Below are 12,402 nucleotides of genomic sequence, written 5' to 3' on the forward strand. Positions count from 1 at the left end.
CACTGGCTCGCGCACAGGGCGTAGTCCCGCGAGGCACCGCCTCGATACAGCGCTGCCTCGCGCAGAGGGCGCAGTCCCGTGAGGCACCACGTCCGACCTGGATGCGGTTCGTCTGCGCCGTTATGCCGTCGAACGCGGCCCGCGGTGCTCGTGATCGATGCTCGCCGGTTTGCGACCCAGCGTATGTACCCGCAAGCCAACGTATTTCCGCGTTCGCGCCGCCCAGCACAACCCCGTAGACTACGGCGAGCCCTCGGCTGGCCGCCCCGCTGGACCGAGCACCTCACGCGGCGCCCGTGGCCCTACGCGCCTCGCCGATCTGGAACTCGAAGAAGCCCCAGCCGAACCAGCGGCGCACCCCGAGGGAAGATCAGCCGCGCCTCGTCGTCCCGGGCATCCCCTCCAGCGCGCCGCCGACTCCCGCGTGGACCCCCGAGCACCTCCTCGGAGTTCGCGACCGTCGTCGATCAAATCCCGCACTCTCTCTCGGGATGCGCACCGTCTCTAGTGCCCTAGAGACGGTGCGCATCCCGAGAGAGAGTGCGAAGTTTTCGCGCGATGAGTTCGGGGTGCGGTGCCGGTATGTATCGACGAGCTTGCCGGTCCGCGGCGGGCCGAAGGGAGAATCCGATGTCCGACAATCGTGCTGAGGACCAGGTTGCGGTCCAGGCGGTGCTGAGTGATTTCTACAAGGCGTGGGAGGTGGGTGATGTTGATCGGATGGTCGCCGACTACACGGTGGACGCGACGGCCATCCTGCCTGGTTCGCTCCGGGACGGCCGCGAGGAGATTCGTAAGAACCTGGCCGCGAGTTTCGAGGGGCCACTCGCGGGCAGCCGAACCGCCGACCGGCAGCTGAGTATTCGTTTTGTCGGCAGGGACGGCGCGATCGTCGTCAGCGAATCCGCCATCCTGTTCGCCGGGGAGACCGAGATTCCGGGTGACGCGCGAAAGGTGAACGCCACGTGGGTATTGGAGAAGCGGGACGGCCGGTGGTTGATCGCGGCTTATCACAGCAGTCCGGTGCTGGCGCAATGACCTGCGCTCGCACGACGTGATGCCTTTACTTCGCTTGCCCGCGTTGATCTTCGAGGGAATGCCCAACTAGCCTGACGGGGACCGCGTAGGGTTCTCGTGGCGCGAAATCGCTACTGGTGTGCCGACTTCGAGTGACGACGCGGTGTAAGTCAGCGATACGTCACGAGACTATCCGAAATCAAAGGAGATTCACGATGAGTTCTGTTCGGGTCACGGTATTCGTCGGCTTGGCCGCCGCCGCGCTGACGGCGATGGGCACCGCCTCGGCCAACGCTGAGACCAACTATGGGCAGGAAGCGAAGAAGGCTTGCGAGCAGGCCGGTCTCGAATACACCGAGAGCATCAACCTGCCGGGCGGTGTGTCGGCCAAGGCGACGTGCCATCAGGCCGGACAGGACGAAGTGAAGTTCGTCCCGATGCCGAAGGACACGGACTGCTCGGTCCCGGGCATCATGTCCCCGAAGGCGGGCAAGGCCGACGGCGAAGGCAACTGCGTCACGAGCTAGCCATCCCGAACGAGCGGGGCATGACGACGGCGAATCAGACCAGCCGCCTCATGCCCCGCTCGTCGTTCAACGACCGTTGATCCACCCGACGCATCTCACGACCACCGCGAATCATCAGACGGCGCAAGGCACAAGCGAATCGTCAGACACCCGGCACGACCACCGCGCGACTATGCACCCCAACGCCATGCCGTTCCTACCGGTCTCCTGGCGTCGCCGAAGTCCACCGCCGCAGTTCTGCACATTCACCCCGACCGCCTGTCCGCTCGGGGCGTGTCGAGCGGCCCGAGTGCAAGCCGGCCAACGGCAGCCCACCTCATCCTCCTGGCGTCGCCGAAGTCCACCGCCGCAGTCTGCTACTCACCCAACCGCCTGTTCGCCCGAGGCGTGTCGAGCTGCCGAGTGCAAGCCGGCAATGGCGCCCCACCTCATCACGTCTGCACAGTTCCGAGTCGCGTGCCGAGGGTGTCTGCGATGTCTTCGGTGGCGGCCCGCGCCTCCGGATCTATCAGCATGCTGGCGAATCCGTGCGGCAGATTGTCATAGCGCCGCAGTGTCACCGGCACGGCGGCGTGGTCGAGCCGGTGGGCCAGTGCTTCGCCTTGGTCGCGCAGGACGTCGAATCCCGCGACGGCGATGTGGGTGTCGGGCATGCGGGACAGGTCCGGTGCTCCGATCACGCACACGCGTGGGTCGGAGGAGTGGTGCGCGTACCAGCGCAGGGCTCGTTCGACGCAGCCTCGGTCGAGGGGCACGCTGAACAGGTCGCTGGATGCGTAGCCGTCCATGCGGGTGTCGACGACGGGGTACAGGAGCAGCGCCAGCGCGGGACGGTAGCGCGGGTCCGCGCCGAGCTGCAGGGCTGTCGCCGCGGCGAGGTTACCCCCGGCGCTGTCGCCGCCGACCGCGATCCGCGCGGGGTCGACGTTCCAGTTCGGTGCGTGATCGACGGCGAAGCGGTATCCGGCGAGTACGTCGTCGAATGCCGCGGGGAAGCGATGCTCGGGAGCGAGGCGGTAATCGAGGGACAGCACTTTGACATGGGCGCGTGCGGCCAGCAGGCGCGCGGTGACGTCGAATCCTGCGGCGCTGCCCAGATGCCAGCCGCCTCCGTGCACATACACCAGCAGCCCGCACTGGCCCGAAAGTCCTTGGGGTTCATACAGTCTCGCTCGGAGCGGACCGGCTGGACCCGGGATCGCGACAGTGGTGACGGTGACCTCGGCGTGCTCGCTGCCGCCGGCGATCCGTGTCAGTGCGTCGAAGCGGGCGCGGGCTGCCGGTGTTGGAGGCCGTAGCGCGAGTACTTCCCGTTTGCCGAGGGTGGCGAGCACGTGCAGGCGGGCCGAGAGCCGCTGCCCGTCGACGACCGGGCGTCTGGGCGCCAGCACCGCCCACCACCAGGAGTTCCCTGACAGTGCGCGAGCGCCCACCGACTGCATCGCAGTCCCGAGCAGGCGCTCGCTGCTTCTGATCTGTGCCGCGATATTTGTTTTCATCGAACTCGCTGGGCTTTCTCTCGTGGATGTCCGGGCAGCGCGGTGCGGGGGCCGACGTATTCGTAGTACGCGCTTCCGGCGACGGGTCGCCCCTCGTGGGTGCCCTCGTAGTCGACGCCGCCGATCCAGCCTCGTCCCAGGCCGTAGATGACGTGGGTGTCGGTGGTGACGATCAGTTCGGTGGGTGAAGCCGTGGGAATGAGCCAGCGGAATCGGCGTGGCAGCCGGGTGGCGGCGCCGTCGGGGGCGATGACCGGTTGGTCGTGGTAGTCCAGCACGTCGAGTCGCACGCCTCGCACGTAGCGGTGGTCTTGGCCGCCAAGGTCTTTGAGGTAGGCGGCGGTGGCCAAGTCGGTGCCCACGCCCATTGCGGCGAGCATCAGCAGTGTGCTCGGTCCGAGCTTGATCACCTGCCAGGTGAAGACATCGATCGGCAGCTTCAACGCGCGCGGCACCGGGCGATCGATGATCGCGGTGGTGGAGCTGATGCGTGCGTATTCCAGCGATAACAGCCCTTCGATCGGCGTGGACTGCTCGCGCCAGTGCAGGGTTCCGCGATAGGTGGCCGGATAGCCGAGGTGGTCGTAGATGGGACTGCGGATGAAACGGGTGATCCGGTCGGCGCATTCGGCTTCGACGTCGAGTGCGAAACCCGGGCGCCGCAGCTGTATTCGGTAGGTGGGGAACGCGCCGGTGATGGTCAGCGCGTCAGCGATCCGTAGACGGGAGCCGTCGGCGTGCAGGTCGCAGTCGTCGCGGACGTGATAGGCCGAGAACCAGTCCGGCGCTGTCGCAGCGGTTCCCGCGGCGAGGGTGAGGGTGGTCCGTGGCGAGCCGACGACGGCGTGGTCGAGGTCGAACGCGCGCATGCCGGGGCGGCCGACGATTACCGCGCAACCTAGAAAGCGGTGTGGGGCAGGAAGATCGGGGATGACGACGTTCCAATGCGCCGCGGTATATCGTCGCCCGCTCGTATGCGGGCGTAGAAGCTCGTGATGCGGGAACGGTGCGTCGGTCTCCGCCGCACCGTTGAACAACCGGCGCGAGGCCGCGAGCAACGCCGCGGTCGAGAGCCGTCGAATGGCGCCACTCATATATCGCGTTCCTTTATTGGGCGAAGCCTCGGTGACGTTGCCGGCCGGTGCTGATAGCCGACAACCGGTGGGGCCGCCGAATCCAGCGACGCCAACGCAGTGGGTGCTCACCGCGTAGCTCCTTCCACACCGCTGCGGGACGCCGAGCAAGCCGATCGAATTTGGTTCGATTTTCAAACCACCGTACAGTTCGGTGGGTGAGCGAAGCAAGACCACCGATGCCGGGCAAGCCCGTGCGTGGTTCCAGCACTGGCCAGCCACTCATGGCCGCGTTCGACCTCCTCGGCCGCCGCTGGGCCATCGTCATCCTGTGGCAGTTACGCGCCGAACCGGTAGGATTTCGAGAGTTGCGACGCGCTTTGCCCGACATCTCCTCCAGCGTGCTCAGCACCCGCTTGCAAGAACTGACCGCCGCGGAAGTGACCGAAACCACGCCGACGGGCAAGTACACCCTCACTCCGATCGGGGTCGAGTTGCTCTACGCCCTCGCGCCGTTGAAAGCCTGGTCGCACAACTGGGCCAGGCACCTCGGTGTCGACACGTTCACCCTCGGCCAGCCCGCCGACAAGAGCGGACTCGTGTGACCGTCACGCCGCCCGACGCGGCGGGAACAGTCCACCGCCGTGCGGTTCCTGTCGGTCCGCTGGCGTAGTGTTTTGATCTGCCGAAGGCGCCGCTGCGGCGCGAAGATCCACCAGGGATCACAGCCGTGAACCGGTGGAAGGTGTGCGGCGGAAGCAGAGTTCGGCACGGTGCCGACCGACACGGAGAGTGGTGTGGAGCGCCTACGAGATCGTTACGAAGCTTTGCTGCTGGATCTGGACGGCACCCTGTATCGCGGTCCGGTCGTGATCGAGGGTGCCCCGGCTGCGCTGGCCGTCGAGGGGCCCGCGCAGCGGCTCATGTACGTGACGAACAACGCGAGCAGGTCCCCGGAGTCGGTCGCCGCGCACCTGGCCGAACTGGGTTTTACAGCGACCACCGACGAGGTGGTGACGAGCGCGCAGGCCGCCGCCCGCCTGCTGGCCGAACGGCTCGCGCCGGGCGCGGACGTGCTGATCGTCGGCACCGATGATCTGGCCGCCGAGGTGTCCGGGGTGGGGCTGCACCCGGTCCGCCACTTCACCGACACCCCGCCCGCCGCTGTGGTGCAAGGACATTCACCACAAACCTGCTGGGCCGATCTCTCCGAAGCCGCCTACGCCCTGCGTGCGGACGCACTGTGGGTCGCGGCCAATACCGACAGAACCTTGCCGACCGAGCGCGGCCTCGCGCCGGGCAACGGATCGATGGTCGCGGCCCTGCGCGCCGCGTCGGACCGCGAACCGATCGTGGCGGGCAAGCCCTACGCGCCCCTGCTCGAGGACGCCCTCGAGCGCGCGGGCACCCGCAGTGCCCTGGTGGTCGGCGATCGACTCGACACCGATATCGAAGGCGCGAACGCCGTCGGTCTCGAGTCCCTGCTGGTGCTGACCGGCGTCAGCACTCTTGACGAACTGAAGGATGCGCCCGCGAAGTTCGTCCCCACCTATGTCGCGGACTCGCTGGACGCGCTCAACCATCCGCCCATTCCGGCCGAAACGGACATCGACCCGAGCGACCTCGCCGCGGACCTCGCCGACCGCCTGCGGCGCAACCCGGGACGAGCGGTGACGGTACGCGCGTCCGGTTCGGAAATCCGATAGCGTTGACGCCACGATGACTACTCCCATGCCCCGCCCGACCGGCCCCGGTATGCACACGCCTGGCGCGAACGGCCCCCGCCCCGGGGCCCCGCTGCCGGGTCAGCATCTCCCCGGTGCCCAAGGGCGTACCGAGCCTGCCGACCCGGCGCGCATCCGCGACGAGATCGACGGCCTGCTCGCCGAACTCACGACGCGCACCACCTGGCCCGGCTCGCCGGCCGAGAGCGCCGACTCGGGCACGGACATCACCCGCCGCGCGCGCATCCTGGAGCAGGCGCACGACGTGCTCGTGCAGGCCCTGGCCACGGTGGACAAGATCTGAGGTGGCCAGACGCGCGCGCGTGGACGCCGAACTGGTTCGCCGCGGATTGGCGAGATCGCGGGAGCACGCGGTCGAGCTGATCGGTGCGGGTCGCGTCCTGATAGCTGGAACGGTCGCCGTGAAACCGGCGACCGCGGTCGAGGCGGGGACTCCGCTGCTGGTTCGCGAGCAGCCCGACGAGGTGTCGTGGGCCTCGCGCGGCGCGCACAAGCTGCTCGGCGCACTGGCGGCGTTCGAGCCCGCCGGACTGTCCGTCGCGGGCAAACGCTGTCTCGACGCCGGCGCGTCGACCGGCGGTTTCACCGATGTGCTGCTGTCGCGCGAGGCGCGCGAGGTGGTCGCGGTGGACGTCGGGTACGGCCAGCTGATCTGGCGACTACAGAACGACGACCGGGTGCGCGTGCTCGACCGCACCAACGTGCGCAACCTCACGCCCGAAATGATCGGCGGCCCAGTCGAACTGGTCGTCGGTGACCTCTCGTTCATCTCGCTCGGCCTGGTGCTGCCCGCGCTGGCCGCCTGCACCGCGCCCGGCGCCGACCTGCTGCCGATGGTGAAACCGCAGTTCGAGGTAGGCAAGGACCGCGTCGGCAGCGGCGGGGTGGTGCGCGACCCGGCGCTGCGTGCCGAGGCGGTGCGCGAGGTCGCCACCGCGGCCGCGGCGCTCGGCCTGCGCACCGAAGCCGTTGTGGCGAGCCCGTTGCCGGGCCCGTCGGGCAATGTCGAATACTTCGTGTGGCTGCGCAAGGACGGGCAGCCGGAGTACGACGGTGAGCGAGTCGCCGCTCTCGTCGAGCGTGCGGTTGAGGAGGGTCCACAGTGAACGCGCCGACGAGGTCCGGTGGCCGGGAGATCCTGCTTGTCTCGCATCCGGGCCGCGCGGAGATCATCGAGACCGCCCACCGGGTGGCGAAGATCTTCGCGGACGCGGGCATCTGCCTGCGGGTACTCGCGGACGAGGCCGTGGACACGCGGTTCGAGGCCGAGCCGGCCGGCTTCCCGGTGCGGGTGGTCGAGCACGGGCCCGACGCCGCGGTCGGCTGCGAGATGGTGCTGGTGCTCGGCGGCGACGGCACCTTCCTGCGCGCCGCCGAACTCGCCCGCCCGGCCGAGGTGCCGGTGCTGGGAATCAACCTGGGGCGCATCGGTTTTCTCACCGAGGCCGAGGCCGAGAACCTGGATGACGCACTGGCCCATGTGGTTCGGGGCGAATACCGCATAGAACAGCGGATGACGATCGACTTCACCGTCCGGGTGGACGACGAGGTGGTGCAGACCGGCTGGGCGCTGAACGAGGGCAGCATCGAGAACGCCTCGCGGACAGGGGTTTTGGAGCTGGTGCTGGAGGTGGACGGGCGGCCGGTGTCGGCGTTCGGCTGCGACGGCATCCTGATCTCCACCCCCACCGGCTCGACCGCTTACGCGTTCTCCGCGGGCGGTCCGGTGGTGTGGCCCGAACTCGAAGCGCTGCTTGTGGTTCCGAGCAACGCCCACGCGCTGTTCGCGCGGCCGCTGGTGACCAGCCCGGAGTCGCGGATCGCGGTCGAGTGCGTGGCCACCGGTCACGATGCGATAGTTTTCCTGGATGGCAGGCGCACCGTCGAGCTACCGCGCGGCGGCCGGCTGGAGGCGGTTCGCGGCGCCCAGCCGGTGCGCTGGGTGCGGCTGGACTCCGCGCCGTTCGCGGACCGGATGGTGCGCAAATTCCAATTGCCCGTGACAGGCTGGCGTGGCCGACGGCGAACGGAGAGCACGAATGCTGACCGAGATCAGGATTGACGGCCTTGGCGTCATCTCCACGGCCACCGCGCAATTCCACGAGGGCCTCACCGTGCTCACCGGCGAGACCGGCGCGGGCAAGACGATGGTCGTCACCAGCCTGCACCTGCTGAGCGGGGCGCGCGCCGACGCGGGCCGGGTGCGGCTCGGCGCGGCCCGCGCGGTGGTGGAGGGGCGGTTCACCGTCGAGGACGTGAACGACGCCGCCCGCGCCGAGGTGACGCAGGTGCTGGAGTCGGCCGCGGCCGAGCAGGACGACGACGGCAGCATCATCGCGATCCGCACGGTCGGCAGCGACGGTCGCTCGCGGGCGCATCTGGGCGGGCGCGGCGTGCCCGCCTCGGTGCTCGCCGACTTCACCGCGCCGCTGCTCACGGTGCACGGGCAGAACGATCAGCTGCGTTTGCAGCGGCCCGATCAGCAGTTGTCCGCGCTGGACCAGTTCGCCGCCGACACCGTCGGACCGCTGCTGCGCAAATACGGTGTGCACCGCCGCGCCTGGCTGGACGCGCGCACCGAGCTGCTCGAACGGACCGCGCGCAGTAGGGAATTGGCGCAGGAGGCGGACCGGTTGCAGCACTCGCTGGCCGAGATCGACGCCATCGCACCGGAACCCGGCGAGGACGTGCGCATCGTCGACGAGGTCCGCCGGCTCAGCGATCTCGACTCGCTGCGCGAGGCCGCCGCGACCGCGCACGACGCGCTCGCCGGGCCCACCGATTCGCCCGAAGAGGGTTCCGGCGCATTGGAATTGCTCGGCGCCGCGCGCGCCCGCATCGACGCCGCCCACGATCCCGCGCTGACCGCGCTCGGGCCCCGGCTCGGTGAGGCCATCGCCGTCGTGGTGGACCTGACCACCGAACTCAGCGGTTATCTGTCGGATCTGCCGTCGGATCCCGGTGCGCTCGACTCGCTGCTCACCCGGCAGGCCGAGCTGAAATCGCTGACCCGCAAGTACGCGCCGGATATCGACGGGGTGATCGCCTGGGCCGACGACGCGCGCGCCCGGCTCGGCTCGCTCGACGTGTCCGAGGAGGCGCTGGCGGCGTTGGCGGCCGAGGTCGATATCGCGGCCGAGCGGGTGCGGGAGGCGGCGCGCAAGCTGAGTGCCGCGCGCAAGAAGGCGGCCGGGAAGCTCGCGTCGGCGGTGAGCGCCGAATTGGGCGGTCTCGCAATGGGAAAGGCGCGGCTCGAGGTCGAGGTTCGCCCCATGCCCGCCGGGCCGCAGGACTCCGCGCCGCTGACCATCGACGGAAAAGAGTTGCACGCCGGGTCATCCGGCGTCGACGAGGTGGAGTTCCGATTGTCCGCGCACTCCGGCGCGCAGTCACTTCCGTTGAGCAAGAGCGCATCCGGCGGTGAGCTCTCCCGGGTGATGCTCGCCCTCGAGGTGGTCCTCGCCAGCTCCGATCACGGGGCGACCATGGTCTTCGACGAGGTCGACGCCGGCGTCGGCGGCCGGGCCGCGGTCGAGATCGGTCGCCGCCTGGCCCGCCTCGCCCGCACCCACCAGGTCATCGTGGTAACCCACCTACCGCAGGTCGCCGCCTTCGCCGACACCCACCTGGTGGTCGACAAGTCCGACGACGGCAAGGGCAAGGTCAACAGCGGCGTGCACGCGTTGACCAAGGACGAGCGCGTCATCGAATTGGCCCGCATGCTGGCCGGTTTGGATGATACGGAGACCGGCCGCGCCCACGCCGAGGAGCTGCTGGAACTCGCACGCGCGGAGAAGTCCGGCGCGAGCGTTTAGCGGACAGCCTTCTGGGCCGCCTTGATGAACTGGGTGATCAGATTCTTCAGGCCGAACTCGAGGACCTTGGCGGGGACGGGGAGGCTGGGGTCGGACTCCATGGTGTAGGAGACCTGGGTGCCGTTGGGGGCGTCGGTGAAGGTGACGACGCCGACGTGGCGCTTCACCGGGGCGCCCTTGACGATCTTGTACTCCATGCGCTCGCCGGGGACGAGCTTGGTGATCTCCTCGGTGACGCCGACGGGACCGACGCCGAGCAGGTGCTGCGCGCCGACGCCCTCGCGCTCGGTCAGGCCGGGCTTGGTCAGCTTGACGGTGATCGGGAGGTACGGGTTGATGCTCTCGCGGTCGGCGAAGAGCCGATACACCACCTCGCGCGGGGCGGCGATGACGGCGTCGACGGTCGTGCTGGCCATGGGGCCTCCTCTTCGAGTTACCTGTGACGGGCAGCATATAGGTAACCGATGGGTGAGTCGTGAGCCGATGTAACTGGTGTCACAGACAGCGAGCTTGCCGAATCAACGGCCGACGCGGCAGATCGCGGGATGCCACCTCCCATCATGTGGCGTGGTCGGCGGCCAGCGCCCGAGCTGTGCTGACGGGTGACATCTCGCGGTAAAGATGAACGGGTCAGTCGCGTTCGGGGCCGAGGCTGATGCCGCGGGTGGCGAGCCAGGGCAATGGGTCGACGCGCTCGGTGCCGTTGAGCCAGACCTCGAAGTGGCAGTGCGGTCCCGTGGACTCGCCACGATCGCCGACCGTGGCGATCTGGTCGCCGGCCAGGACGTGCTGGCCCACGCTCACCAGCGCCGTATTGATGTGGCCGTAGACGGTGACGGTCCCGTCGTCGCCGAGCAACCGCACCCACATGCCGAAGCCGCTCGCCGGCCCCGCGCTGATCACCGTGCCGTCCTCGACCGCGACGATCGGCGTGCCGATGGGCGCGGCGATATCGACGCCGGCATGCAGTGCGCCCCAACGCATTCCGTAACCGGAGGTGAAGGTGCCGGAGGTGAACTTCGTGAACAGCGGGCGCAGTTTCGCCTGCACCTGCGCGGCGATCTCGTCCGCAACCTTGCTGCCGTTGTTCAGCATGTCGGCGAACTGCCCCAGGTCGGCCGGCCCCTCCTCGAGCAGTCCCGGTTCGGTGCCGGCGGTTTCCACGCCGGTCGGCGGCGCGGCCACGGCCTGCGGCTGCCCGAGCGCCATCGGCGCCACGTTGTCCATCGGCACCTTCTCGCCGCTGGGCATCAACTGCTGTCCCGCGGCGACGAACGCGCCTGCGGCTACCGCGACGATGGCCGCGCGGCCCTTCAGTGCGGCGGGTGGTGCGGGCATGCGATGTTTGCCGCCGCGACGTCTGCGTGGAGCAGGGCGAATTGCGATCGGCAATCGCCGGGCTGCCGATGGCCGCGGTTCGGCGGTCTGCGCTGACTGTTCTTCGTTCGCCCAGCGGTTTTCGGTCGCCGACTGGTCCTTCGCCGCCCACTGGTCGGTCACCGAACGGACACCGGCCGACCACCGATCGTCGGTCGCCCACGGGTTTTCGGCTACCCACCGATCATCGGCCGCCGACTGATCTTCGTTCGGCCACCGGTTCGCGGTCGCCCACCGATCTTCGTCCGCCCACCGATCTTCGTCCGCCCACCGATCGTCGGTCGCCCACCGATCTTCGACCGCCCACCGATCGTCGGTCGGCCACCGGTCCTCGTTTGCCGATTGATCTCCAGCTGCCCACTGAGTTTTGGCCGCGCACCGATCTTCGTTTGCCCAGCGATCTTCGGCCGCCCACTGGTCCTCGTTCGTCCACTGAGCTTCTGTCGCCCACCGGCCGTCATTCGGCCACTGGGCTTCGGACGCCGACTGGGCTTTGTTCACCCAGCGATCTTCGGTCGGCCGCTGGTCCTCGCTCGCCGACTGATCTTCGGCAGCCCACTGCTCATCCGGCGGCCACTGGTCATTCAGCGGCGACCACGAACCTGCCTGGTCAGTCGGGTACGCGTGGTGATAGCGCGAACGAACGGAACCCGCCACGAATCCTCGCCCGGTACCGACCGGCCAATGCCTGCTCACTGCACCGACCACATCTGTCTGAATTGCCGGAAACTTCCCGCCCCGCGCGATATGTCCGAAATCCGGTGCGATACCCCGTTATTCGCGGTTGTTCCGAAGCGCATCCAGCCCTAGTCCTTCGCAGCGTCACGTCGAGCGATCATCGATGTCGGCCGACGGTAACGAAACGGTAGCAACGGCGCTAGTTAGACACGCAAAATAGTTGCCTCTTGTGACAGTCGACACAGTTTAGTCGCCGATCCGGACATTTCGACATGGCCTTATTCTCGGATTATCCGAGATGTGTTGACTGTCCAAATAATCCATTCAAGCGGAAGGCCCCGACGGCGCGTCCCCCAGCCGGCCGATCGCGATCAGAATCGCGGTCGCCGCGGCCACCCCCACGATGGCGGCGATCTTGCTGAACGGTTCTGGATCGGCCAGCGCGGCGACAATGGCGACGGTCACCGCGGCGACAGCCCAGGCCGGAACGCCCATCTCTTTCAGGGTCTGCGCAATTCGTTCCCGCAGACCACGTTCCGGCAGGCCCTCCTGCTTGAACGGCGACGGATCCTTGCGACGGCGATCAGGCGGGTAAGTCCCGGGCTCCCGCTCCCCGGGGACGGGCGGGGTCGGCGCGGGCGGCTGAACCGGAACCTGCTCGGGTTTAGCGG

At 68.5% G+C, this 12,402-nt stretch carries 13 protein-coding genes; 8 read left to right on the forward strand and 5 right to left on the reverse strand.

Annotated features, from left to right (window positions below; all coding sequences use genetic code 11):
• Window positions 1–630: 630 nt before the first annotated feature.
• Entirely contained in the window at window positions 631–1,038 is a 408-nt protein-coding gene (locus ON39_RS13125) for an SgcJ/EcaC family oxidoreductase (protein WP_040734120.1), read from the forward strand.
• Between the two features lie 194 nt (window positions 1,039–1,232).
• On the forward strand, window positions 1,233–1,544 hold the full coding sequence (locus ON39_RS13130; protein WP_040734121.1) for a hypothetical protein: 312 nt from the start codon (window positions 1,233–1,235) through the stop codon (window positions 1,542–1,544).
• A gap of 431 nt (window positions 1,545–1,975) precedes the next feature.
• On the opposite strand, the gene ON39_RS48735 is transcribed toward ON39_RS13130, so the two are convergent.
• A complete protein-coding gene (locus tag ON39_RS48735; protein WP_157195453.1) occupies window positions 1,976–2,977 on the reverse strand; it encodes an alpha/beta hydrolase in 1,002 nt (333 codons plus the stop codon).
• Window positions 2,978–3,039: 62 nt separating this feature from the next.
• Window positions 3,040–4,137, reverse strand: coding sequence for a DUF6670 family protein (locus ON39_RS48740; protein ID WP_157195454.1), 1,098 nt, complete (start codon window positions 4,135–4,137; stop codon window positions 3,040–3,042).
• Window positions 4,138–4,334: 197 nt separating this feature from the next.
• Here ON39_RS48740 and ON39_RS13145 point away from each other — a divergent pair, with 197 nt between their 5' ends.
• From ON39_RS13145 to recN, 6 genes are all read left to right on the forward strand, one after another.
• Window positions 4,335–4,721, forward strand: coding sequence for a winged helix-turn-helix transcriptional regulator (locus ON39_RS13145; RefSeq protein WP_246003262.1), 387 nt, complete (start codon window positions 4,335–4,337; stop codon window positions 4,719–4,721).
• A 192-nt stretch (window positions 4,722–4,913) separates the two neighbouring features.
• Window positions 4,914–5,822 (forward strand): HAD-IIA family hydrolase, encoded by a 909-nt coding sequence (locus tag ON39_RS13150; RefSeq protein WP_040734125.1) that lies wholly within the window; start codon window positions 4,914–4,916, stop codon window positions 5,820–5,822.
• A 13-nt stretch (window positions 5,823–5,835) separates the two neighbouring features.
• On the forward strand, window positions 5,836–6,144 hold the full coding sequence (locus ON39_RS13155) for a hypothetical protein (protein WP_306307542.1): 309 nt from the start codon (window positions 5,836–5,838) through the stop codon (window positions 6,142–6,144).
• 1 nt (window position 6,145) lies between these two features.
• The gene (locus ON39_RS13160; protein ID WP_040734127.1) at window positions 6,146–6,967 is read left to right on the forward strand and encodes a TlyA family RNA methyltransferase; all 822 of its coding nucleotides are present in this window, start codon (window positions 6,146–6,148) and stop codon (window positions 6,965–6,967) included.
• Entirely contained in the window at window positions 6,964–7,923 is a 960-nt protein-coding gene (locus ON39_RS13165) for an NAD kinase (protein ID WP_040734139.1), read from the forward strand. Before ON39_RS13160 ends, ON39_RS13165 begins: the two co-directional genes overlap by 4 nt.
• Window positions 7,901–9,676: a DNA repair protein RecN gene (gene recN / locus ON39_RS13170; protein WP_040734129.1), complete on the forward strand. Its 1,776-nt coding sequence runs from the start codon at window positions 7,901–7,903 to the stop codon at window positions 9,674–9,676. Before ON39_RS13165 ends, recN begins: the two co-directional genes overlap by 23 nt.
• Here the strand turns inward: recN and ON39_RS13175 are convergent.
• From ON39_RS13175 to ON39_RS48745, 3 genes are all read right to left on the reverse strand, one after another.
• Window positions 9,673–10,092, reverse strand: a complete 420-nt coding sequence (locus ON39_RS13175; RefSeq protein ID WP_040734132.1) for an SRPBCC family protein — start codon at window positions 10,090–10,092, stop codon at window positions 9,673–9,675. The genes recN and ON39_RS13175 overlap by 4 nt on opposite strands.
• A gap of 214 nt (window positions 10,093–10,306) precedes the next feature.
• Complete coding sequence (locus ON39_RS47260) at window positions 10,307–11,176, reverse strand: M23 family metallopeptidase (protein ID WP_373283686.1); 870 nt, start codon at window positions 11,174–11,176, stop codon at window positions 10,307–10,309.
• Between the two features lie 879 nt (window positions 11,177–12,055).
• Window positions 12,056–12,402: hypothetical protein (locus tag ON39_RS48745; protein ID WP_218006160.1), on the reverse strand; the 347-nt coding region annotated here is incomplete at its 5' end.

The organism is Nocardia tenerifensis NBRC 101015, from assembly GCF_000308715.1.
GTDB classification, from domain to species: Bacteria; Actinomycetota; Actinomycetes; order Mycobacteriales; family Mycobacteriaceae; genus Nocardia; species Nocardia tenerifensis.